Origin of the sequence: Rhodococcus sp. NPDC003318, assembly GCF_042879035.1 — a bacterium.
GTDB lineage: Bacteria > Actinomycetota > Actinomycetes > Mycobacteriales > Mycobacteriaceae > Rhodococcus_G.
Genome location: NZ_JBIAOU010000001.1, coordinates 641,413 through 663,512, shown reverse-complemented (window position 1 = coordinate 663,512; position 22,100 = coordinate 641,413). Strand labels below are relative to the sequence as shown.

Below are 22,100 nucleotides of genomic sequence, written 5' to 3'. Positions count from 1 at the left end.
GCCGGGGGCCCGCGGCCCCGCCGCTCCCTCCCCCCCCCCCCCGGGCCGCGCTCCGCCGCCCCCCCGGCCCCCCCCGGGGGGGGGGGGGGCGGCGGCGGGGGGGGGGGCCGCGGGGCCCCCCCACCCCCCACCACTGGCGCGGAGCGCCTGTTAGTAGCGGTCGACCGTCGGGGGTGCCGGGATCGGGTACCCGGAGGGGCCGACGTTCTTCTCCAGCGCGGCCTGCCACGAACCGTCCGCGATCATCGCCTCGATCGCGTCGTTGATCTTGTTGCGGGTCTCGGTGTCGCCCTTGGCGAGTCCGATGCCGTACTTCTCGGTGCTGAAGGTGTCACCGACCACCTTCAGCTGACCCGGGTACTGTGCGGCGTAGCCGGCCAGGATCACCGCGTCGGTGGTCACCGCGTCCACCGCGCCGTTGCGCAGCGCCTCGACGCACGCGGAATACGTGTCGAACTCCTGCAACTGCACGTCGTTGGCGTAGGTGTCCTTGACCTTCTGTGCCGGGGTGGAGCCGGTCACCGAGCACAACTTCTTGCCGCCGTTCAGCGACTCCGGGCCGGTGATGTCGGTGTTGTCCGAGCGCACCAGCAGCGACTGCCCGGTCACCAGGTACGGGCCGGCGAAGTCGACCTTCTCCTTGCGGGCGTCGGTGATCGAGTAGGTGGCGACGACGTAGTCGACCTCGCCGTTCTGGATCAGCGTCTCGCGCTGCGCGGACGGCGATTCCTTGAACGTGATGCCGGATGCCGGAACCCCGAGCTTGTCGGCGACGTAGGTCGCGACGTCGACGTCGAAACCGCTGAAGGTGCCGTCCGGATTGCGCAGGCCGAGTCCCGGCTGGTCGAACTTGATTCCGACGGTCAGGGTGCCGGACTCGGCGCTCTGGCTGGCGCTCTTCTCCTCGTCGCCGCCACAGGCGGTGGCGACGACGGCGACTGCGAGCACGCCGATGCCTGCGCGGAGCGCGCGGGTGATCCTCATGGTGTTCCTTTCCTTCTGCGGGTGGCGGACGTGGTCAGTGGCCGAGGATCTTTCCGAGGAAATCCTTGGCGCGGTCGGACTTCGGCGCGGTGAAGAACGTGTCGGGGTCGGTGTCCTCGACGATCTGACCGTCGGCCATGAACAGGACACGGTCGCCGGCCTTGCGGGCGAATCCCATCTCGTGGGTTACCACGAGCATCGTCATGCCCTCCCTGGCGAGGGCGGTCATCACGTCGAGGACCTCGCTGACCATCTCCGGATCGAGGGCGGAGGTGGGCTCGTCGAACAACATCACCTTCGGGTTCATCGCGAGGGCCCGGGCGATCGCGACCCGCTGCTGCTGTCCGCCGGACAGCTGCGCCGGATACTTGTCGGCCTGGTTGCCGATGCCGACCCGGTCGAGCAGTTCGACGGCGCGGGCCTTCGCGTCGGCCTTGCTCGTCTTGCGGACCTTGACCGGCGCGAGCATCACGTTGTCGAGAATCGTCTTGTGCGCGAACAGGTTGAACGACTGGAACACCATGCCGACGTCGGCGCGCAGGGCGGCCAGTGCCTTGCCCTCCGCGGGCAGTTCCCGTCCGTCGACGAGAATCGTGCCCTCGTCGACGGGTTCGAGGCGATTGATCGTGCGGCACAACGTCGACTTCCCGGAGCCGGACGGGCCGACGACGATCACCACCTGACCGGTGGGGACGTCGAGGGTGATGTCGCGCAGCACGTGCAGGTCGCCGAAGTGCTTCTGCACACCGGACATCGAGATCATCGTGGGGGAAGCGCCGTCCGGCGCGCCGGCAACGGGATCGCCCGCGTTCGTCATAGTCGACGACACTAGGGGTTGGGAAAGGCGAACCCCAATCTTTACGGGTGTTCGGCCAGTCGACGTAATGGAACATTTACCGAACCGAACGGTTCCGGTGCGCGGCGGACGCCCCCTGTCCGCGGCCCGGCGATCGGTGTTTACTGGATGGACGTACGAACCAGCCTGTCGAGGGGGCTCGATGTCGTACCCATCCGCTCTGTCCGACCACCGCCGACCGGGGTGGCCGCGATGACCGCGACGTCTCCGGCCCCGAACCCCGAGGCCACCCGACCCTTCCCTGCGCGCCTCGGCCCCAAGGGCTCGTACATCTACAAGATGGTCACCACGACCGACCCCAAGGTGCTCGGGGTGCTGTATCTGGTGACGTCGTTCGCGTTCTTCCTCGCCGGTGGGTTGATGGCGTTGCTGATGCGGGCCGAGCTCGCCGTCCCCGGTCTGCAGTTCCTGTCGAACGAGCAGTTCAACCAGCTGTTCACGATGCACGGCACGGTCATGCTGCTGCTCTACGCGACGCCGATCGTCTTCGGTTTCGCGAACTACATCCTGCCGCTGCAGATCGGTGCCCCCGACGTGGCGTTCCCGCGGCTGAACGCGCTGAGTTACTGGCTGTACCTGTTCGGGGCGCTGATCGTGATGGCCGGTTTCGTCACCCCCGGCGGCGCGGCCGACTTCGGGTGGACCGCGTACAGCCCGCTGACCGACGCCGTGCACACGCCGGGTGTCGGCGCGGACCTGTGGATCATGGGCCTGGCGATCGCCGGTGTCGGGACCATCCTCGGTGGCGTCAACATGATCACCACCGTGATCTGTCTGCGCGCCCCCGGGATGACGATGTTCCGGTTGCCGATCTTCACCTGGAACATCCTCGTCACGATGATCCTGGTGCTGCTCGCGTTCCCGGTCCTGACGGCGGCGTTGATGGGGCTGTACGCCGACCGGCGCCTCGGTGCCCACGTCTTCGACCCCGGCAACGGTGGAAACCTGTTGTGGCAGCACCTGTTCTGGTTCTTCGGCCACCCCGAGGTGTACATCGTCGCCCTACCGTTCTTCGGCATCATCACCGAGGTGATCCCGGTGTTCAGCCGCAAACCCCTGTTCGGCTACACCGGCATGGTGTACGCGACGATGTCGATCGCGGCGCTGTCGATGGCGGTGTGGGCGCACCACATGTACGCCACCGGCGCCGTGCTGCTGCCGTTCTTCTCGTTCATGACCTTCCTCATCGCGATCCCGACCGGTGTGAAGTTCTTCAACTGGATCGGCACCATGTGGAAGGGCCAGCTGACGTTCGAGTCGCCGATGCTGTTCGCGGTCGGCTTCGTCGTGACGTTCCTGTTCGGTGGCCTGTCCGGGGTGGTGCTCGCCAGCCCGCCGCTCGACTTCCACGTCACCGACTCGTACTTCGTCGTCGCGCACTTCCACTACGTGCTCTTCGGCACCATCGTGTTCGCCACCTACGCCGGCATCTACTTCTGGTTCCCGAAGATGACCGGCCGGATGATGAACGAGCGGCTCGCGAAGTGGCACTTCTGGACCACGTTCATCGGGTTCCACACCACGTTCCTGGTGCAGCACTGGCTCGGCAACGAGGGCATGCCGCGGCGCTACGCCGACTACCTGCCCTCCGACGGGTTCACCACGCTGAACACGATCTCCACGATCGGCGCGTTCATCCTCGGTGCCTCGACGTTGCCGTTCCTGTGGAACGTCTTCACCAGCTACCGCTACGGCGAACCGGTGACCGTCGACGACCCGTGGGGGTTCGGCAACTCCCTGGAGTGGGCGACCAGCTGCCCGCCGCCGCGGCACAACTTCACCGAGCTGCCCCGGATCCGGTCGGAGCGGCCCGCGTTCGAGCTGCACTACCCGCACATGGTCGACCGGATGCGCGCCGAGGCGCACGTCGGACCAGGGCGGCATCTGCCCGCCGACGTCGCCGATCGCAGCACGGGGTGACGGACGCCGTGCAGGCAGTTCCCGGTGGGCCCGTACCCTGAGGGGGTGGACACGATGGACCCCGACACCCTCCCGACGCCCGTGACGGGGCAGCCCGTGACGATCCAGCGCAGCTACGAGGTGCGCACCTTCGGCTGCCAGATGAACGTGCACGACTCGGAGCGACTGTCGGGTCTGCTCGAGGACGCCGGCTACACCAAGGCCGCGCCCGGCACCGACCCCGACCTTCTCGTCTTCAACACGTGCGCGGTCCGGGAGAACGCCGACAACAAGCTCTACGGGACGCTCGGGCATCTGCGGCCGACCAAGGACGCCCGGCCCGGCATGCAGATCGCCGTCGGCGGGTGCCTCGCACAGAAGGACCGCGACACCGTGGTCAAGAAGGCGCCGTGGGTCGACGTCGTGTTCGGCACCCACAACATCGGATCGCTGCCGGTGCTGCTGGAGCGCGCCCGGCACAACGAGGAGGCGCAGGTCGAGATCCTCGACTCGCTCGAGGCCTTCCCGTCGACGCTGCCGGCCAAGCGGGAGTCCGCGTACGCGGGGTGGGTGTCGATCTCCGTCGGTTGCAACAACACCTGCACGTTCTGCATCGTGCCCGCCCTGCGCGGCAAGGAGGTCGACCGCCGGCCCGGCGACATCCTCGCCGAGGTGCAGGCCCTCGTCGACGAGGGCGTCCTCGAGGTCACGCTGCTCGGTCAGAACGTCAACGCCTACGGCGTCTCCTTCGCCGACCCCGACGCGCCGCGGGATCGCGGTGCGTTCGCGAAGCTGCTGCGTGCCTGCGGTGACATCGAGGGGCTGGAGCGGGTTCGCTTCACGTCCCCCCACCCGGCCGAGTTCACCGACGACGTCATCGAGGCGATGGCGCAGACCTCCAACGTGTGCCCGCAGCTGCACATGCCGCTGCAGTCCGGCTCGGACCGCGTCCTCAAGGCCATGCGTCGCTCGTACCGCAGCGCCAAGTTCCTCGGCATCATCGACAAGGTGCGCGCCGCGATGCCGCACGCTGCCATCACCACCGACATCATCGTCGGGTTCCCCGGCGAGACCGAGGAGGACTTCCAGGCCACCCTCGACGTCGTCCGACAGGCGCGGTTCACCAGCGCGTTCACGTTCCAGTACTCCAAGCGTCCCGGCACCCCCGCCGCGGAGATGGACGGACAGCTCCCCAAGGAGGTCGTGCAGGAGCGCTACGACCGGCTCATCGCGCTGCAGGAGCAGATCACGCTCGAGGAGAACCGGAAGCTGGTCGGCGCCGAGGTGGAGCTGCTCGTCGCCGCGGGCGAGGGGCGCAAGAACGCCGAGACGCTGCGCATGAGCGGCCGCGCCCGCGACGGCCGGCTGGTGCACTTCCGGCCCGAGGGGGCGCTCGACGGGCGGGTTCGCCCGGGAGACGTGATCACCACCGTCGTCACCGGCGCCGCGCCCCACCACCTGATCGCCGACGGTGCGGTGCTCACCCACCGGCGTACCCGGGCCGGCGACTCGCACGAGCGTGGCATCACCCCCAAGACCCCGCCGATCGGTGTCGGCCTGGGTCTCCCGCAGATCGGCGTACCTGCGCCGCTGCCGACCGTCACCGGATGTGGATCATGAGCAAGCAGAACGACAGCAACAAGGACTCGGCCTTCGACGAGTTCCGCGAGGACATCGACGCGGCCGAGAAGAAAGTGGCCCGGGAGATTGATCCGGGCATGCGCGCACTGGTCGTCGCGATCGGCGTCCTGCTGCTCGCCGGGACGTTCGCCCTCCCGCACACCGGTGCCGCGAAGGGCTGGGACGTACTCGCCGGCAACGACGTCGCGCTGTCCGAGGACATCGCGCTGCCGTCGCGGGTGTTCGTCTGGCTGACGCTGGTCTTCGGAGTCGTGTTCGGAATGCTCGCGCTGGCCACCCGACGCTGGGTGCTCGCGTGGATCGCGGTCGCAGGTTCGGCGGTCGCGAGCGTGTTCGGCATGCTCGCGATCTGGTCGCGTCAGACCCTCGATCCCGGCTCGTCCGGCGCAGGACCGGGCATCGGCCTCGTCTTCGGCTGGATCCTGATCATGGTCCTGACGTTCCACTGGGTGCACGTGGTGTGGCAGCGCACCGCACTCCAGCTGGCGGCCGAGGAGGAACGACGCCGGCGGACCGCCGAATCCGGCGATCAACTCCTCTGGGGTGATCGCTGACGCGATACCGGACAGCACCGCGCCCCGCCGATCGTCGATCGGCGGGGCGCGGTGCTGTGGCGGCTGTCAGCGGTCGTTGACGGCACCCTCGGCGGCCTCGGCCCACTCGCGCCACTGCTGCGCCTGCGCCAGTGCCTTCTCGGCGTCCTTCGCCTTGCCTGCGGCGGTGGCCTTCGCGGCCTGCTCCTCGAACTGAGCGACCCGCTCACGGAACTGGGCCGCGCGCGCCATCGCCTCGGGGTCGGTGCGGCGCCACTGCGAATCGGCGGCTTCCCGGACCTTCTTCTCGATCGAGTGCAGCCGGCCCTCGAGATCGTGCATCTTCTCGCGCGGCACCTTGCCGATCTCGTCCCACTTCTCCTGGAGATCGCGCAGCGCGGCCCGCGCCCCGTCGAGATCCTTGGAGGGGTCGATGTGGGTGGCGCCCTCGAGCAGGTGCTCCTTCGCGACGGCGTTGTCCTCGAACTCGGCGTCACGCTCGGACGCGGCGGCGTTGCGGGCGCCGAAGAAGACGTCCTGCGCGGCCTTGAATCGCTTCCACAGGGCGTCGTCGGCCTCGCGGGGAGCCCGGCCCGCCGCCTTCCACTCGGTCAGCAGGTCACGGAACGCGGCGGCCGTCGGACCCCAGTCGGTGGAGTCCTGCAGCGCCTCGGCGCGCTCGCACAGCTCTTCCTTGCGGACCTTCGCGGCGGCACGTTCGCGGTCCAGTTCGGCGAAGTGGGCGCCGCGACGGCGGTTGAACGCCTCCCGGGCCTTCGAGTACCGCTTCCACAGGGCGTCGTCGAGCTTGCGGTCGACACCGCGGATGGTCTTCCACTCGTCGAGGATCCCGCGGAGCCGGTCGCCCGCCGCCTTCCACTGGGTGGACTCGGCTCCGATCCGTTCGGCCTCGGCCGCGAGCTCCTCCTTGCGGTGGGTGTGCTCCTCGCGTTCGTGTTCGCGTTCGACCTTCGCCGCCTCCGCGGCCTCCTCCGAACCCGCGATGACGGCGTCCAGTCGGCGGGCGAGGGCGTCGACGTCACCGATCACCGCCGCCGTCGGCAGCGACTGCGCCAACGCGACTGCAGCGGACCGGGTCTTGCGGGCATCGCCGGAACCCGAGGTCAGCCGTGCCTCGAGCAGGCTCACCTCGGTGGCCAGGTCGTCGTAACGGCGACCGAAGTGCGCCAGGCCCTCGGCCGCGTCCCCGGCCTGCCACGAGCCGATTTGGCGTTCGCCCTCGGCGGTGATCACCCAGGCGGTGCCGTCCTCGTCGACGCGCCCGAAACGGCTCGGGTCGCTCGGCGGCGTCACCGCAGGTGGATGGACGGCCGCGGGAGCGGACGGTTTCGGAGCAGAGGGCCTGACGGCACCGGGTTTGACGGCCCCGGGCTTCGGTGCGCCGGGCCTGGGAGCGCCCGGCTTCGGGATGCCAGGCTTGGGTGCGCTGCTGTCGGTCATGACTCCTCATCTCTGCCGCGCGTCACGGCTGCCGCTGCCTCGGTCGGCGCCCGCGGCAGTACTGCCGCGCGCGCTGGCTCCATTCAACCCGGAACGAGGTGTGAGGACCATTGAAACAGTTCGGACCCCGGGACACGGGATTGCACGGCGCACGGCGCGCAGGCGGCGGACGGATCCCGCGGCGGCGCCGGGTGGATCTGGTGGCGCCGCCGTGATCGACGACGACTACCGTTGCGCGATGTGTTCACCGCCGCGGCCCTGGTTTCCTCCCCACCCCTGCTGATCCCCGAACTCGCGGGTGCGGCGGCGACCGAGACCGCCGACATGCGTTCGGCAGCACTCGCCGTCGCCGCCGAACTCGCCGAACTGGCGGCCTCGTGGACGGCGATCGGCGTCGGGGCCACCGAGGTCGAGGTTCCCGCCGCTTCCCGAGGCACCTTCCGCGGCTACGGCGTCGACGTCCGGGTCGCGCTCGGCGCCGGCGGGGAGCACGGCGTGGCGGACCCGACGCTGCCGCTGGCCGCCCTCGTGGCGGGTTGGCTGCGAGGGGCGGCGGCCCCGCGCGTGGAGATCGAGACGCTGATCCTCGCCGCCGACACCTCGCCGGTCCACTGCGCCGAGCTCGGCGCCCGTCTGCGCCGGCGCCTCGACGACGATCCGGAACCGCACGGCGTGCTGGTGGTCGCGGACGGCGCCACCACCCTCACCCCGAAGGCGCCGGGCGCATTCGACGACCGCGCCCCGGAGGTCCAGGCGGAACTGGACCGGGCCCTCGACACCGGCGACGTCGAGCACCTCGCCCAACTCGACCCCGTCGCCTGCGCCGACCTCGGCATCGCGGGCCGCCCCGCATGGCAGGTGCTGGCCGCCCTGTTCGGAGGCTCGCCGGGGACGTGCCGCACCGACTACCAGGGGGCGCCCTACGGCGTCGGCTACCACGTCGGGCTGTGGTTGCCGTGACCGACGCGCCCCGTCCCGTCGCCGTCGTCGGTCCCACCGCCACCGGGAAGTCGGACCTCGGTCTCGACCTCGCGCAGCGCCTCGGTGGCGAGATCGTCAACATCGACGCGATGCAGCTCTACCGCGGCATGGACATCGGCACCGCGAAACTGCCGGTGGACCAGCGTCGCGGGATCCCGCACCACCAACTCGACGTCCTCGACGTCACCGAGACCGCGACCGTCGCGCGCTACCAGCAGTCCGCACGCGCCGACGTCGACGCGGTCCGGGAGCGCGGCGCGGTGCCCGTGATCGTCGGCGGGTCGATGATGTACGTCCAGTCCCTGCTCGACGACTGGGAGTTCCCGGCCACCGACCCGCAGGTGCGGGCCAAGTGGGAGGCGGTCCTCGCCGAGCGCGGGGTGGCCGGGGTGCACGAGGAACTGCGCCGGGCCGACCCGGAGGCGGCGGCGACGATCCTGCCCACCGACGGTCGCCGGATGGTGCGGGCGCTCGAGGTGGTCGAGCTGACCGGGCGACCGTTCGCGGCATCCGCGCCGACCATCGGCGAGCCGCGCTGGGGGACGGTGATCCTCGGTGTCGACCGGGACACCGCCGAACTCGACGAGCGGATCGAACTGCGTACCCGGCTGATGTTCGACCACGGTCTGGTCGACGAGGTCGAGGGGCTGGTCGCGGTGGGCCTGCGCGACGGCGTCACCGCGCCTCGTGCGATCGGGTACGCGCAGGTCCTGGCCGCGCTCGACGGCGTCTACGACCTCGACGAGGCACGCGAGCGAACCCTGATCGGCACCCGGCGGTACGTTCGCCGGCAGCGATCCTGGTTCCGTCGGGACGGGCGGGTGCACTGGCTCGACGCCTCCCGCCCCGACCTGATCGATGCAGCCATGGCAGTAGTGACAACGCAGTCAGCAGTGGAGACGCAGTGACGAAGAAGACGGGGCACGGGAGCCCGGCGGGTGAGCGGTTGGTGACCGTGCGCAACGCGCGATTCCAGCAGTGGCAGTCGTACCTGACCACCCGCGCCAAGCGGACGAAGGCCGGACGGTTCCTGATCCAGGGGGTGCGCCCACTGACGCTCGCGCTCGAGCACGACTGGCCGATCGAGTCGTTGCTGCACCGCGTCGACGGGCCCGCGCTGTCGGGGTGGGCGCGTGACGTTCTCGACGGATGGGGCGGCGAGAAGGTCGGTGTGGCAAGCGAATTGATGGCCGAGTTGGGGGAGCGCTCGGCGGCCGCGCCGGAGCTGATCGCCGTAGCGAAGACCAGGACCCGCCCGTTGTCGACGCTGGCGGTGCGGGGACCGGCGCCGCTGGTGGTGGTGTTCGACCGCCCGGCGTCACCGGGCAACCTCGGCACCCTAGTCCGCAGCGCCGACGCGTTCGGAGCCGACGCGGTGATCGTCACCGGACACGCCGCCGACCCGTTCGACCCGCAGTGCGTGCGCGCGTCGACCGGATCGCTGTTCGCGATGCCGGTGTACACGGCGTCCGACGCGGGTGAGGTGGTCGCGTTCCGTGACCGCGCGCAGACCCGCATGCAGATCGTCGGCACCGACGAGGACGGTACCGTCACGATCGCCGACCACGACCTGAGAGGTGGAACGATCCTGGTGATCGGAAACGAGGCCCACGGCATGAGCGCCGCCTGGCGCGGTGCGTGCGACACGACCGTCAGCATCCCGATCGGCGGCGCCGCCAGTTCCCTCGGTGCGCCGTCCGCGGGCGCGGTGTGCCTGTACGAGATCACCCGGCAGCGGATGGAGGGGGCCCGATGAGTTACGTCGATCACATGGCGGCGCGGATGAGCCTGTTCGGCGCCGCGGCCACGATGTCCACCGTCGGTAGCATGACGGCCATGCAGTTCGGCAAGGGACACGGAACCGAGAACGACTTCGTGCTGCTTCCGGACCTGGACGCCACGATCGACCTGACCGAGGCGCGGGTGTCGACCCTGTGCGACCGCCGCAGCGGCATCGGCGCCGACGGCGTCCTGCGGGTGGCCCGCGCCGGGGTCCTGAAGGAGGCCGGCGTCCTGGACGTCCTGCCCAAGGGGGTCGGCGCCGACGACTGGTTCATGGACTACCGCAACGCCGACGGCTCGATCGCCGAGATGTGCGGCAACGGGGTCCGGGTGTTCGCGCACTTCCTGCGTGCGTCGGGTCTCGAGCTCGCCGACGAGTTCGTGGTCGGTTCGCGGGCCGGTGCCCGCCCCGTGACGGTGAACAGCTGCACGGGGGCGACCGCCGAGGTGACCGTCGACATGGGGAAGGTCACCGAGCTGGGGACCTCGACCGCGACCGTCGACGGCACGCAGTACCGCGGCCTCGGCATCGACGTCGGCAATCCGCACCTGGCCTGTGTGTCGGACACCCTGACGGCCGAGACACTCGCCGCTCTCGACCTGACCGTCGCTCCCGAATTCGACACCGAGTTCTTCGAGCACGGCGTGAACATCGAGATCCTCACCGCGATCACCGACGGTGCCGTGGACATGCGTGTCTTCGAGCGGGGCGTGGGGGAGACCCGGTCGTGCGGGACCGGTACCGTCGCGGCCGCGGCCGCCGCGTTGCAGGCCGCCGGCCGGAAGAACGGCGAGGTCACCGTGCGGGTTCCCGGCGGCCGGGTCGTCGTGACCGTGAAGGACGGCAAGGCGACACTGCGTGGACCGTCGGTGCTCGTCGCGTCCGGGAGCCTCGACGAAACCTGGTGGTCCGGCCTCGGCCGGTAATCCGGGTGCACCGCGACCGCCCGGCGTGGGACGATGGCGGTGTATGACGAAATCAGATGATGTGAACGACACGTCCCACACCGACAACCGGGACTTCGAATCCGACCGGCCGGGCCACGACCCGTCCGTCGGCGAGATGCAGCTCGACGAACGCAGCGCGCTGCGTCGTGTCGCGGGTCTGTCCACCGAGCTCACCGACGTCACCGAGGTCGAGTACCGGCAGCTGCGACTCGAACGGGTCGTGCTCGTCGGGGTGTGGACGTCCGGGACCGCGGTGCAGGCGGAGGCCAGCATGGCCGAGCTCGCCGCGCTCGCCGAAACCGCCGGATCCGAGGTGCTCGAGGGCCTCGTGCAGCGCCGCGACAAGCCGGACGCCGCCACGTACATCGGGTCCGGCAAGGCCGACGACCTGCGCGAGGTGGTCCTCGCCACCGGCGCGGACACGGTGATCTGCGACGGTGAGCTCACCCCGGCGCAGCTGACGGCGCTGGAGAAGGTCGTCAAGGTCAAGGTGATCGACCGGACGGCGCTGATCCTCGACATCTTCGCCCAGCACGCCACCTCCAGCGAGGGCAAGGCGCAGGTCGCCCTCGCGCAGATGGAGTACATGCTGCCGCGACTGCGCGGCTGGGGTGAGTCGATGTCCCGGCAGGCCGGTGGTCGTGCCGGCAGCAACGGCGGTGTGGGTCTGCGTGGTCCCGGTGAGACCAAGATCGAGACCGACCGGCGTCGGATCCGTGAACGCATGGCGAAGCTGCGCCGCGAGATCAAGGCGATGAAGGCCGCCCGGGACACCAAGCGCACCCGCAGGCTGCGCAGCGAGACCCCGTCGGTCGCGATCGTCGGCTACACCAACGCCGGCAAGTCCAGCCTCCTCAACGCTCTCACCGGTGCCGGGGTCCTGGTCCAGGACGCGTTGTTCGCGACCCTCGACCCGACCACCCGCAAGGCCGAGTTCGACGACGGCAGGCAGTACGTGCTCACCGACACCGTCGGGTTCGTGCGGCACCTGCCGACGCAGCTGGTCGAGGCGTTCCGGTCGACACTCGAGGAGGTCGCCGACGCGGACCTCCTGCTGCACGTGGTCGACGGGTCCGACCCGCTGCCCACCGACCAGATCAAGGCGGTGCGGGAGGTCGTGACCGACGTCCTGCGGGAATCGGATGCGCCGCCACCGCCCGAGCTGCTCGTCGTCAACAAGATCGACGCGGCCGATCCGGTCACGCTCACGCAGTTGCGGGGCCTGCTGCCCGGGGCGGTGTTCGTCTCCGCGCGGACGGGGGAGGGCATCGCGGAGCTGCGGGCCACGCTCGCGGACATGGTCAGCCCGCCCGAGGTCGAGGTCGAGGTGCTCGTCCCCTACACCCGTGGTGATCTGGTCGCCCGGATCCACTCGGATGGGCGCATTCTCGACTCCTCGCACGAACCGGAGGGCACACTGGTCCGGGCGAAGGTGCCGCCGGCGCTGGCCTCCGCTCTCGATCGGTTCCACCACAGCGCCATCCGCTGACGTCGAGGGGGCCGCGAGGATGACGGGTGCTGTGCTGCGCAGGCGGCTGGTGACTGTGGCGGCGGCAGGCCTCGTGGTTCTCGCGGCGCCACCCGCCTTCGCGCAGGGGCCCGCGGGATCGTCCACCGGCTCGGACGCCGTCGATGCGACATTCGAAACACTGTGCACGCCAACCGAACCGGAGCTCGAGGAGATATCCGGCCTGGCGTCCGACGGGGCGAGGATGTTCGCGATCGGCGACAGCGGAACCGATCGCGAGGTGTGGGTTCTCGGCGACTACTGCCGGGTCACGGGGTCGCTGACCGTCCCCGGCGTCCCGGTCGACGTGGAGGACCTGGCCCTCGTCGACAGCCGGATCTGGCTGTCCGACACCGGCGACAACAACCGCGTCCGCGCGTCCGTCGCCCTGACGGGGATCGACCCCGACACCGGGACGGGGTCTTCGCACGCGCTGGTCTACCCCGACACCGCGCACGACGCGGAGGCGTTGCTCGTCGGGGCGGACGGGCGTCCGGTCATCGTGACGAAGGAGCTGCTCGGCGCGGCCGGAATCTACACCGCTGATCAGTCCCTGGACGACCTGCCCGACGGCCCGACCACGCTGCGCCGAGCGGGACAGGTCCGGCTCGGACCGACCGACACGCCGGGAGGCCCGGTGCCTGCGGTCGGGTCCACGCTGGTCACCGGCGGGGCGGTCAGCGCCGACGGGCGGATCGTCGCGCTGCGAACCTACACCGACATCTACCTGTTCCCGGCACCGGACCGCGACATCGTGGCGGCTCTGACGGGAGCGGAGCCGATCCGCGTGCCGATGCCGAACCAGCCGCAGGGTGAGGCCGTCGCGTTCACCCCGGACGGCGACCTGCTCAGCGCCTCCGAGGCGAACGGTGGCCCGCTGCAACCGATTCAGGTCCTGTGGGACGCCACCGCGCTGGTGCCGCTGCCTGCCGAGGAGCGACAGGTGGTCGCCGCGACCGTCGACGGCGGCGTGAACCGGACGGCCGTCACCGCCGCGGCGGTCGGGGTCGGCGCGGCCGCCCTCGGCGGTGCGCTGCTGTACCGCACCCGACGAGGCTGATCGTCGACGCCGACGACCCAGCTCGGTCCGGTGTCCGATTCGATTTCGGGAGGTGATCCGGCAGATACTGGCGCGATGTCCGACGCCGACGACCTGCTGAGATCCCTGTCGAGGCTGTCGCTCGTCGGACCCGTCGCGACGACCGGGATCGCGATCGCCGGTGTATGCGCGTCGATCGTCCTCGTGGTGCTGGCAGCGCGTTCGCCGGGTCGCGCTCGGGCGTTCGCCGGTGTTTCCGCCGTGACTGCGAGCGCGGGAGTTCTCCTGGTGGTCTGGGTTGCGCTGCGCCCGTTGCCACCACAGTTGACCGGTGCGGGCGCGCTGGCGGTGGCGGTGGCCGTCACCGGGTGGTGTGCGGCGGCTGCGACCACCGCGCGAGGCGCCGCGCGGACACTGCTGGCGGTCGCCGCGGCCGCGGCGCTGTCGGTGACGGCGATTGCCGTGGTCAACCGGTACGCCGAGCGCTACCCGACGGCCGGGTCACTGCTGGGACACCGGCCCCCGCCGGGCGTCCGGACCGTCGACTTCGCGGACGTGCCCGGACCACAGTCCCGCGTGCAGGCCGGGACACCGGTGTCGGGCGTGTGGCGGTCGCCGCTGCGGTCCGCACGGGACGGGATCCTCACCCACGCGGAGATACCCGGTGTGCGTTCGGGTTTCGTGGCCAGACCGGCGCTGGTGTACCTTCCGCCCGCGTACCTCGACACCCCGCGGCCGCTGCTCCCGGTGGTGGTCCTGATCGCGGGCAATCCCGGCAGGCCCGACGACTGGCTCCGCATCGGACTCGCCGACACGGTGTCCGCGTTCGCCGCCGCGCACGACGGACTGGCCCCGGTGGTCGTGGTTCCCGACGCGCTCGGTGCCGACGACGCGGTACCGCTGTGCCTGAACTCGCGTCTCGGAAACGTGGAAACCTATCTCGCCGAGGACGTCCCGGAATGGGTGGCGGGGAACCTGCAGGTGAACCCCGACGCGAGGGCGCGGGCGATCGGTGGCTACTCGTACGGCGGCACCTGCGCGGTGCAGCTGGCCGTCAACCGGCCCGACGTCTATCCCACGTTCCTCGACATCTCCGGCCAGGACGAGCCGTCCCTCGGTGATCACACCGAGACGGTCGCGGCGACCTTCGGCGGCGACGAGGGAGCGTTCGCCGCGGTCAGCGCGCGCGACGAACTCGGCGCGGGTGCCCGGCCCGATGTGGCAGGAGTGTTCGTGGCGGGCAGCGCCGACGACGAGTACCGCCCGCAGCAGCAGCGGATGTACGACGCCGCTGTCGCCGCGGGCCTCGATGTGCGGTACTACGAACTGCCGGGCCCGCACAGCGGAATCGTGTGGGGCCCGGCGTTCGAGGGTGAGCTGGACTGGCTGGCCACCCGGACCGGCCTGCTCGCGCGCTAGGAGTTTCGGCCGGCTCAGGCGTCGAGGTCGGTGGCGACGAGTTGGGCAACGGTGTCGACCGCAGCCTGATCGTCGCCGGTGACGGTCACTTCGACGCCCTGCGTGGCGCCGAGGGTCATGATCATCAGCGCCGACCCCGCGTCGACGGGATCGCCGCCGGCCACGGCGAGGGTGACGGACAGGTTGCCGGTGGTGACCGCCTCGGCGATCAGGGCGGCGGGGCGGGCGTGCAGGCCGATGGACGAGCCGACGGCGACGGTGGTGCTGGGCATGATGTGACCTTTCTTCGAGGGGGTGGTGGGGAGCCGATTCAGGCGGCGGCGGCGACGAGTCCGTCGGTGGCCGGGGATTCACCGCGACGATGGACGAACTGCTTCGCGAAGACGACCGAGACCGCGGCGACGACGGTTCCCGCGGCGAGGGAGACCAGGAACCAGCCGATGCCGCCGATCGCGAAGAGAACGAAGATGCCGCCGTGCGGGGCGCTGAGCGTGACGCCGGTGGCCATGATCAGCGCCCCGGTGACGGCGCCGCCCGCCATCATCGAGGGGATCACCCGCAGGGGGTCGGCGGCGGCGAAGGGAATGGCACCCTCGGAGATGAACGCGGCCCCGAGGAACCAGGCCGCCTTGCCGTTCTCCCGCTCGACCTCGCTGAACAGGCCCGGACGGACCGTCGATGCGAGTGCCATCGCGAGCGGCGGGACCATACCAGCGGCCATCACGGCGGCCATGATCCGCAGCGTCGCCGGATCGTTGACATTCAGTCCGGCGACCGCGAACGCGTACGCGGCCTTGTTGACCGGGCCGCCGAGGTCGAAGCACATCATCAGGCCGAGGATGATGCCGAGGACCACCGCCGAGCTGCCGGACAGCCCGCCGAGCCAGTCGGTCAGCGCGGTGGTGACCGTCGCCAGCGGCCGGCCGAGGACCATGAACATCAGCGCGCCGACGGCGAGCGTCGCGAACAGCGGGATGACCACGACCGGCATCAGGCCGCGCAGGACCTGCGGCACCGGGAGTCGCCCGATCCACAGGGCCGCGAAGCCGGCGATGATGCCGCCGACGAGGCCGCCGATGAAGCCGGCGCCGACGAACACCGCGACCGCGCCCGCCGTGAATCCCGGTGCCAGGCCGGGCCGGTCGGCGATGGCGAACGCGATGTACCCGGCCAGTGCCGGAACCAGGAAGCTGAAGGCCAGCGACCCGATCTGGAAGAGGACCGCGCCCAGGTAGGTGCCGAGCCCGCCGTCGGGCAGGTTCCACAGCGAATTGTCGAGCACGATGTCCTTGGCGCTGTTGCCGATCTCGTAGCCGCCGAACAGGAATCCGAGCGCGATGAGCAGGCCGCCCGCCGCGACGAACGGGATCATGTAGCTGACGCCGGTCAGCAGGATCTGTCGCAGCCGGGTGCCCCAGCCGACGTCCGCGGACGCGGACGCGGGTTCGGTGGTGTCCACTGCTCCGGAAACCCTTGCCGCCGACGGGTTGTCGGCCGCCCGGATCGCCTCGGCGAGCATGGTGTCGGGTTCGTTGATCGCACGTTTGACGCCGGACGCGACGACGGGCTTGCCCGCGAACCGTTCCCGGCCCTTGACCCCGACGTCGGTGGCGAAGATGACGGCCGCCGCGCCGGCGATGACGTCGGGGCTCAGTGACGTCCCGCCACTCGATCCCTGCGTCTCGACGCGCACCGGTACCGACGCCCGCTCACCGGCCGCGACCAGGGAGTCGGCGGCCATGTACGTGTGGGCGATGCCGGTCGGGCAGGCCGTGACCGCGACGATGTAGCGGTCGCCCGGCTGCGCGGTATCGGTCGGCGTGTCCGTCACCGCCGCTTCGGGTTTCGGGGCCGCGAGGCCCAGCGCCTCGTGCACGAGCACCACCACGGCATCCGCGTCCGGCGCCGCCCGCAGCGCAGCGACGAAGTCCGGCTTGACCAGCGAGCGGGCCAGACCCGATAGGAGCTTCATGTGCTCGGCACCGGCGCCCTCGGGCGCGGCGATCAGGAAGACCAGATCGGCCGGCCCGTCCGGCGCCCCGAAGTCGACCTTCGGTGCCAGCCGTGCGAAGCCGAGGGATGCGGCGGTGACGGCGGCGCTGCGGCAGTGCGGGATCGCGATCCCGCCGGGCAGCCCGGTCGCGGACTGCGCCTCGCGGGCCAGCGCGGCGTCGCGCAGGGCGTCCGGGTCGGTGGCGCGACCGGCGTCGGCGAGCCGGTGCGCGAGCGTCTCGATCACCGAGCCGGAGTCGGCGCCGAGGTCGGAGTCGAGGGAGATCAGGTCGGTGGTGATGATCGCCGGCGAATCGGCGGTGGGAGTGGACATGACGGGTCCTCAGTGTTCGGCGGCCGGGCGGGCCGTCGCGGTGGATACGGCGGTGTCGTCGAGTGCGGTGACGGTGACCGCGTCGCGGTTCACCTGGTCGGGTCGGGGGAGGGTGGTGCCGGGCAGGGCCGCGGCCGCGGTGCCGTAGGCGACCGCCAGTTGCAGTGCACGTGCCGGGTCCTCCCCGGCGACATGGGCGATCAAGTAGCCGGCCAGCGAGGCGTCGCCGGCGCCGACGGTGCTGCGGGGGCTGATGCGCGGGGCACGGGCGAACCAGGCCCCGGTGTCGGTGACGAGGACGGCGCCCGCGGCCCCGAGGGTGACCAGGACGGTGCCGACACCCCGGTCCAGCAGTTGCCGAGCGGCGCGGACGGTCGCGCTCGGGTCGCCGGCGGCGGCGCCGGCCTCGAGATCGGCGCCGTTGCATCCGGTCAGCTGGCCCAGCTCCTCGGAGTTCGGCTTCAGCAGATCCGGTGCGGTGTCGGGAAACGTCGCGGCCAGGGCGCGCAGCGGCATGTCCGACGTGTCGACGGCGACCGCGCAGGGCAGTGGGCGCAGCGTCCGCACCAACCGGCCGTACCAGTCGTCCGGGGCGCCCGGCGGCAGCGAACCGCACAGGGCGACCCAGTCGGCGTCCGCCGCCTGCTCGGTGAGCAGGTGGGCGAGGGCGTCGAGTTGCGTGTCGTCGAGCGGATGGCCCGGGTCGTTGAGTTTGGTGGTGGTGCCGTCCGGCTCGGTGACGGTGAGATTGCTCCGAACCGGTCCCGTCGTCGGAACCAGGCGATGGTCGATGCCCCGGTCGGTGAGTGCGGCGACGAGGGTGTCGTCGGCGCGGGCGGGCAGGATCGCCAGTGTGCTCCCGTTCGCTGCGGCGACGACCCGGGCGACGTTGACGCCCTTGCCGCCCGGATCGCTGCTGGTGGCGAGGGCGCGATGCACGGTGCCCCGCTCGAGTGGGGTGGCGAGCTCGATCGTGCTGTCGAGGCTCGGGTTGGCGGTCAGGGTGACGATCATGCGGTCACGACCTCGATTCCGTGCGCCTCGAGGTCGGTGCGGGCCCGGTCGTCGAGATCGGTGTCGGTCACCAGTACGTCGACTGCGTCGGCGGCGGCGAAGCTCACCAGTTCCTCCCGGCCGATCTTGCTCGAGTCGGTCACGACCACGACCAGGTTGGCGCAGCGCACGAGGCCGCGTTTGACGGCGGCCTCGTCGAGGTCGGGCGTGGACAGTCCGTGGTCGACCGTCAGGCCGTTGGTGCCGACGAACGCGACGTCGACGCGCAGGCCCGCGAGCGTGCCCAGGGCCTGGTCGCCGACGACGGCCTGGGTGACCCCGCGGACGCGGCCGCCGAGCACCTGCAGGGTGTGCTGGCTTGCGCACCGAGCCGCCACGGGAATCGAGTTGGTGATCACCGTCAGGTCGCGGTCGGTCGGGAGCAGGGGCGCGATCCGCGACGTCGTCGTTCCCGCGTCGAGGGCGATGCTGCCGCCGCGGGCCGGAAGGTACGCCAGCGCGGCCGCCGCGATCCGGTCCTTGGCCTGGGCGTTGCTGTGCTCGCGCTCGCTGAGACCGGTCTCGCCGAGGGTGATCGCGGAGGCGGACACGGCGCCGCCGTGCACGCGGCGGATCAGGCCCAGCCGATCGAGGGCGGCGAGGTCGCGGCGGACGGTCTCGGTGGTCACCTCGTAGGTGTCGGCGAGGTCGGTGACCGAGACCCGACCGCGCTGGCTGATCAGCCCCGCGATCGCCTGCTGACGCTCCTCGGCGTACATGTGACCTCCTGCCCGAATAAATGTTGTTTTATGTTGTTTTACGCCTGAATGTGTTGACATGTCAATGGGTTGGAGTAACCCTGGTCACAGTGATTCTGTTGAGTGACGTGGGAGACGAGATGTATTCGAGCCGAGGAGTGAGCATGAACGGGACTGCGTCTGTGCTGGTCGGGACGCCCGTCGTGCCCGGCGCGGGGTACGGTCCGGTGATCCGGCCCGGTGCCCGTCCGGTCGCGTCGACGCGTGGCGCCGACCTGCCGGAGGCGGATCGTGAGGCGGAGAAGGCGCGCTTCCGGGCCGCCGCGGAGGCGGTGTCCGATCGGTTGTCGGGCCGCGCCGCTGCTGCGCAGGGCGCCGGCGCCGAGGTGCTCCGGGCCACCGCCGCGCTGGCCGCGGACCGGGGCTGGCTCGGCGCCGCGACGGGTCTGATCGGTGCCGGTTCGGGGGCCGAGTCCGCCGCCGCGTCGGCGACCGACCAGTTCGTGGCGGTCTTCACGAAGATGGGCGGCCTGATGGCCGAGCGCGTCACCGACCTGCTCGACATCTGCGACCGCGTCGTCGCCGAACTGCTCGGGCTCCCGGAGCCGGGCATCCCGACGCCGACGGCGCCGTCCGTCCTGCTCGCCCACGACCTCGCCCCCGCGGACACCGCCGGCCTCGACCCGGACCTGGTGCTCGGTATCGCGACGACCCTCGGCGGTCCCACGAGTCACACCGCGATCATCGCCCGGCAGTTGGGCATCCCCTGTGTGGTCGGTGTCGCGGGACTCGACGAGATCGACACCGGTACCAGGGTTCTCGTCGACGGCGCGGCGGGACGTGTCGAGGTCGAACCGGCGGTCGAGCAGGCCGAGGCCGCGGTTGCCGGCGCCGCGGAACTGCGGCGGCGCACCGAGTCCTGGGCCGGACCCGGCCGCACCCGGGACGGCCACCGGGTGGCCGTGCTCGCCAACGTGCAGGACGGTGCCGGTGCACGCGCGGCCGCGACGACCGCGGCCGAGGGTGTCGGCCTGTTCCGCACCGAACTGGCGTTCCTCGACCGCGACGTCGAGCCGTCCGTCGACGAACAGGCCCGGATCTACCGCGAGGTGTTCGACGCGTTTCCCGGACGCAAGGTCGTGGTCCGCACACTCGACGCCGGATCGGACAAGCCGCTGCGCTTCGCGGGCTTCGCCGACGAACCGAACCCCGCGCTCGGCGTCCGCGGCTACCGGCTCGCCGCCGAACATCCCGGAATGCTCGAGCGGCAACTCGACGCGATCGCACGGGCCGCTCGCGAGTCGGAGGCGTCGGTGCGGGTGATGGCCCCGATGATCGCCACCGTCGCCGAGGCTGCGCAGTTCGCGGCCGCGGCCCGGGCCCGGGGGCTGGTGCCCGGTGTGATGGTCGAGGTTCCGGCCGCGGCCCTGCTGGCGGACCGGCTGCTCGAGCACGTCGACTTCCTGTCCCTCGGCACCAACGACCTGACCCAGTACACGATGGCGGCGGACCGGTTGTCGGCTCCGCTCGCGGCGCTGAGCGACCCCTGGCAGCCCGCGGTGCTGGCATTGGTGGCGCGCACCGCCACCGACGGGCAGCGGGCGGGCAAGGCCGTCGGCGTCTGCGGCGAGGCGGCCGCGGACCCGCTGCTCGCCTGCGTCCTCACCGGCTTCGGTGTGACCTCGCTGTCGATGGCCGCCACGGCGGTCGCCGCCACCGGATCGGCGCTGGCCGACGTCGACCTCGACCGCTGCCGTCGCGCGGCCGAGGCGACGCTGGATGCGCCGGATCCGCAGTCGGCGCGCCGGCGTGCGGCGGACATCCTGCAGGGGTAGACGGCTTCGGGGGTGGCCGGGGTCCCCGGCATGGCCCAGGATGAGGAGATGGACCCGGTTGCGGCGCTGCGGGAGATCGCGTTCTGGCTCGAGCGGGCCCGCGCCGAGACGCACCGCGTCAAGGCCTACCGCCGGGCCGCCGACGTCGTGGAGGCCCTCACCCCCGAGCAGCGGGACCGGTACGGACGCACCGACACCTGGACCGCGCTCAGCGGGATCGGCCCCAAGACGGCGGCAGTGATCGCGCAGGCCTGGGCCGGCCGGGAGCCCTCGTACCTGGCCGAGGTCAAGGCCGCGGCACAGCGGATCGGCGAGGGCGGACGCGAACTCCTCGCCGCGCTGCGCGGCGACCTGCACACCCACTCCGACTGGTCCGACGGCGGCAGCCCGATCGAGGAGATGATGCGCCGGGCCGCCCTGATCGGGCACGAGTACTGCGCACTGACGGACCATTCGCCGCGGCTGACGGTGGCGAACGGGCTGAGCGCCGAGCGGCTGCGCAGGCAGCTCGAGGTGATCGCCGAACTCAACGCCGAACTCGCGCCCTTCCGGATCCTGACCGGGATCGAGGTCGACATCCTCGACGACGGCAGCCTGGACCAGGATCCCGACCTGCTCGCGGAACTCGACGTCGTCGTCGCGAGCGTGCATTCGAAGCTCGCGATGGAACCCGACGCGATGACGCGCCGGATGGTGCGGGCGGTGGCCAACCCACTCGTCGACGTGCTCGGGCACTGCACCGGCAGGCTGGTCGAGGGCGGTCGCGGCACTCGTCGCGAGTCGACGTTCAACGCGGAGGTGGTGTTCGAGGCGTGCCGTCGGTTCGACACGGCCGTCGAGATCAACAGTCGACCGGAACGCCGCGACCCGCCGTCGCGGTTGATCCGGCTCGCCCTCGACCGCGGATGCCTGTTCTCGATCGACACCGACGCGCACGCGCCGGGCCAGCTCGACTTCCAGGGGTACGGCTGCGACCGTGCGCAGGCGTGTGCCGTGCCCGCCGAGCGGATCGTCAACACGTGGCCGGTCGAGGAGCTGCTCTCCTGGGCCGGTGCGTGAGGTGGCGATTGCTTGACCAGTTGGTCAGGCAACCTTTAGTGTCGCGGTGCCGGCCGTCGCCGAAGTGAACGGCCCTTCC

The 22,100-nt window shown here is 71.2% G+C and carries 19 protein-coding genes; 12 read left to right on the top strand and 7 right to left on the bottom strand.

Annotation, left to right across the window (positions count from 1 at the left end):
* Positions 1 to 150: 150 nt before the first annotated feature.
* Both ACFYVR_RS02875 and ACFYVR_RS02870 read right to left on the bottom strand, forming a co-directional pair.
* Positions 151 to 984, bottom strand: a complete 834-nt coding sequence (locus tag ACFYVR_RS02875) for a glutamate ABC transporter substrate-binding protein (protein ID WP_387469390.1) — start codon at positions 982 to 984, stop codon at positions 151 to 153.
* Between the two features lie 34 nt (positions 985 to 1,018).
* Positions 1,019 to 1,747: an amino acid ABC transporter ATP-binding protein gene (locus ACFYVR_RS02870; protein WP_387470310.1), complete on the bottom strand. Its 729-nt coding sequence runs from the start codon at positions 1,745 to 1,747 to the stop codon at positions 1,019 to 1,021.
* Positions 1,748 to 2,032: 285 nt separating this feature from the next.
* On the opposite strand from ACFYVR_RS02870, the gene ctaD reads away from it, so the two are divergent.
* Genes ctaD through ACFYVR_RS02855 form a run of 3 tightly spaced genes read left to right on the top strand, consistent with a single transcriptional unit; the run spans position 2,033 to position 5,934 of the window.
* Positions 2,033 to 3,760, top strand: coding sequence for a cytochrome c oxidase subunit I (ctaD, locus tag ACFYVR_RS02865; protein ID WP_387469387.1), 1,728 nt, complete (start codon positions 2,033 to 2,035; stop codon positions 3,758 to 3,760).
* A gap of 54 nt (positions 3,761 to 3,814) precedes the next feature.
* Positions 3,815 to 5,359, top strand: a complete 1,545-nt coding sequence (miaB, locus tag ACFYVR_RS02860; protein ID WP_387470308.1) for a tRNA (N6-isopentenyl adenosine(37)-C2)-methylthiotransferase MiaB — start codon at positions 3,815 to 3,817, stop codon at positions 5,357 to 5,359.
* Positions 5,356 to 5,934: a hypothetical protein gene (locus ACFYVR_RS02855; protein WP_387469385.1), complete on the top strand. Its 579-nt coding sequence runs from the start codon at positions 5,356 to 5,358 to the stop codon at positions 5,932 to 5,934. The genes miaB and ACFYVR_RS02855 overlap by 4 nt, the downstream gene beginning before the upstream one ends.
* A 66-nt stretch (positions 5,935 to 6,000) precedes the next feature.
* Here ACFYVR_RS02855 and ACFYVR_RS02850 read toward each other — a convergent pair whose 3' ends face one another.
* The gene (locus tag ACFYVR_RS02850; RefSeq protein WP_387469382.1) at positions 6,001 to 7,374 is read right to left on the bottom strand and encodes a DUF349 domain-containing protein; all 1,374 of its coding nucleotides are present in this window, start codon (positions 7,372 to 7,374) and stop codon (positions 6,001 to 6,003) included.
* Positions 7,375 to 7,614: 240 nt separating this feature from the next.
* Here ACFYVR_RS02850 and ACFYVR_RS02845 point away from each other — a divergent pair, with 240 nt between their 5' ends.
* The 7 genes from ACFYVR_RS02845 to ACFYVR_RS02815 all read left to right on the top strand — a co-directional run bounded on the left by ACFYVR_RS02845 (position 7,615) and on the right by ACFYVR_RS02815 (position 15,050).
* Positions 7,615 to 8,334, top strand: coding sequence for a hypothetical protein (locus tag ACFYVR_RS02845; RefSeq protein ID WP_387469380.1), 720 nt, complete (start codon positions 7,615 to 7,617; stop codon positions 8,332 to 8,334).
* The gene (gene miaA / locus ACFYVR_RS02840) at positions 8,322 to 9,263 is read left to right on the top strand and encodes a tRNA (adenosine(37)-N6)-dimethylallyltransferase MiaA (RefSeq protein WP_387469378.1); all 942 of its coding nucleotides are present in this window, start codon (positions 8,322 to 8,324) and stop codon (positions 9,261 to 9,263) included. Before ACFYVR_RS02845 ends, miaA begins: the two co-directional genes overlap by 13 nt.
* Positions 9,260 to 10,111, top strand: coding sequence for a TrmH family RNA methyltransferase (locus tag ACFYVR_RS02835; protein WP_387469376.1), 852 nt, complete (start codon positions 9,260 to 9,262; stop codon positions 10,109 to 10,111). Before miaA ends, ACFYVR_RS02835 begins: the two co-directional genes overlap by 4 nt.
* 80 nt (positions 10,112 to 10,191) lie before the next feature.
* Positions 10,192 to 11,064, top strand: coding sequence for a diaminopimelate epimerase (gene dapF / locus ACFYVR_RS02830; protein ID WP_387470306.1), 873 nt, complete (start codon positions 10,192 to 10,194; stop codon positions 11,062 to 11,064).
* Positions 11,065 to 11,107: 43 nt separating this feature from the next.
* Positions 11,108 to 12,574, top strand: a complete 1,467-nt coding sequence (gene hflX, locus ACFYVR_RS02825; RefSeq protein ID WP_387469374.1) for a GTPase HflX — start codon at positions 11,108 to 11,110, stop codon at positions 12,572 to 12,574.
* Positions 12,575 to 12,593: 19 nt separating this feature from the next.
* Positions 12,594 to 13,652: a hypothetical protein gene (locus ACFYVR_RS02820; RefSeq protein WP_387469372.1), complete on the top strand. Its 1,059-nt coding sequence runs from the start codon at positions 12,594 to 12,596 to the stop codon at positions 13,650 to 13,652.
* A 75-nt stretch (positions 13,653 to 13,727) separates the two neighbouring features.
* Positions 13,728 to 15,050 (top strand): alpha/beta hydrolase, encoded by a 1,323-nt coding sequence (locus ACFYVR_RS02815; RefSeq protein WP_387469369.1) that lies wholly within the window; start codon positions 13,728 to 13,730, stop codon positions 15,048 to 15,050.
* Positions 15,051 to 15,064: 14 nt separating this feature from the next.
* On the opposite strand, the gene ACFYVR_RS02810 is transcribed toward ACFYVR_RS02815, so the two are convergent.
* The 4 genes from ACFYVR_RS02810 to ACFYVR_RS02795 are packed head-to-tail and all read right to left on the bottom strand — an operon-like array spanning position 15,065 to position 19,148.
* Positions 15,065 to 15,322 (bottom strand): HPr family phosphocarrier protein, encoded by a 258-nt coding sequence (locus ACFYVR_RS02810; protein WP_387469367.1) that lies wholly within the window; start codon positions 15,320 to 15,322, stop codon positions 15,065 to 15,067.
* Positions 15,323 to 15,360: 38 nt separating this feature from the next.
* On the bottom strand, positions 15,361 to 17,376 hold the full coding sequence (locus tag ACFYVR_RS02805) for a fructose-specific PTS transporter subunit EIIC (RefSeq protein WP_387469364.1): 2,016 nt from the start codon (positions 17,374 to 17,376) through the stop codon (positions 15,361 to 15,363).
* A 9-nt stretch (positions 17,377 to 17,385) separates the two neighbouring features.
* Positions 17,386 to 18,390 carry a 1-phosphofructokinase family hexose kinase gene (locus ACFYVR_RS02800; RefSeq protein WP_387469362.1) on the bottom strand — a complete coding sequence of 335 codons (1,005 nt, stop codon included), beginning with the start codon at positions 18,388 to 18,390 and terminating at the stop codon, positions 17,386 to 17,388.
* Positions 18,387 to 19,148 (bottom strand): DeoR/GlpR family DNA-binding transcription regulator, encoded by a 762-nt coding sequence (locus ACFYVR_RS02795; protein WP_387469359.1) that lies wholly within the window; start codon positions 19,146 to 19,148, stop codon positions 18,387 to 18,389. The genes ACFYVR_RS02800 and ACFYVR_RS02795 overlap by 4 nt, the downstream gene beginning before the upstream one ends.
* A 143-nt stretch (positions 19,149 to 19,291) precedes the next feature.
* On the opposite strand from ACFYVR_RS02795, the gene ACFYVR_RS02790 reads away from it, so the two are divergent.
* Positions 19,292 to 20,962: a phosphoenolpyruvate--protein phosphotransferase gene (locus ACFYVR_RS02790; RefSeq protein WP_387469357.1), complete on the top strand. Its 1,671-nt coding sequence runs from the start codon at positions 19,292 to 19,294 to the stop codon at positions 20,960 to 20,962.
* 48 nt (positions 20,963 to 21,010) lie between these two features.
* A complete protein-coding gene (locus ACFYVR_RS02785) occupies positions 21,011 to 22,021 on the top strand; it encodes a PHP domain-containing protein (protein WP_387470304.1) in 1,011 nt (336 codons plus the stop codon).
* Positions 22,022 to 22,100 lie beyond the last annotated feature (79 nt).

Bases quoted from the DNA above. Each gene is read 5' to 3' on its own strand.
- ACFYVR_RS02875 (WP_387469390.1), bottom strand. From the start codon at position 984: ATGAGGATCACCCGCGCGCTCCGCGCAGGCATCGGCGTGCTCGCAGTC.
- ACFYVR_RS02870 (WP_387470310.1), bottom strand. From the start codon at position 1,747: ATGATCTCGATGTCCGGTGTGCAGAAGCACTTCGGCGACCTGCACGTG.
- ctaD (WP_387469387.1), top strand. From the start codon at position 2,033: ATGACCGCGACGTCTCCGGCCCCGAACCCCGAGGCCACCCGACCCTTC.
- miaB (WP_387470308.1), top strand. From the start codon at position 3,815: ATGGACCCCGACACCCTCCCGACGCCCGTGACGGGGCAGCCCGTGACG.
- ACFYVR_RS02855 (WP_387469385.1), top strand. From the start codon at position 5,356: ATGAGCAAGCAGAACGACAGCAACAAGGACTCGGCCTTCGACGAGTTC.
- ACFYVR_RS02850 (WP_387469382.1), bottom strand. From the start codon at position 7,374: ATGACCGACAGCAGCGCACCCAAGCCTGGCATCCCGAAGCCGGGCGCT.
- dapF (WP_387470306.1), top strand. From the start codon at position 10,192: ATGCAGTTCGGCAAGGGACACGGAACCGAGAACGACTTCGTGCTGCTT.
- hflX (WP_387469374.1), top strand. From the start codon at position 11,108: ATGACGAAATCAGATGATGTGAACGACACGTCCCACACCGACAACCGG.
- ACFYVR_RS02820 (WP_387469372.1), top strand. From the start codon at position 12,594: ATGACGGGTGCTGTGCTGCGCAGGCGGCTGGTGACTGTGGCGGCGGCA.
- ACFYVR_RS02815 (WP_387469369.1), top strand. From the start codon at position 13,728: ATGTCCGACGCCGACGACCTGCTGAGATCCCTGTCGAGGCTGTCGCTC.
- ACFYVR_RS02810 (WP_387469367.1), bottom strand. From the start codon at position 15,322: ATGCCCAGCACCACCGTCGCCGTCGGCTCGTCCATCGGCCTGCACGCC.
- ACFYVR_RS02805 (WP_387469364.1), bottom strand. From the start codon at position 17,376: ATGTCCACTCCCACCGCCGATTCGCCGGCGATCATCACCACCGACCTG.
- ACFYVR_RS02800 (WP_387469362.1), bottom strand. From the start codon at position 18,390: ATGATCGTCACCCTGACCGCCAACCCGAGCCTCGACAGCACGATCGAG.
- ACFYVR_RS02795 (WP_387469359.1), bottom strand. From the start codon at position 19,148: ATGTACGCCGAGGAGCGTCAGCAGGCGATCGCGGGGCTGATCAGCCAG.
- ACFYVR_RS02790 (WP_387469357.1), top strand. From the start codon at position 19,292: ATGAACGGGACTGCGTCTGTGCTGGTCGGGACGCCCGTCGTGCCCGGC.
- ACFYVR_RS02785 (WP_387470304.1), top strand. From the start codon at position 21,011: ATGGACCCGGTTGCGGCGCTGCGGGAGATCGCGTTCTGGCTCGAGCGG.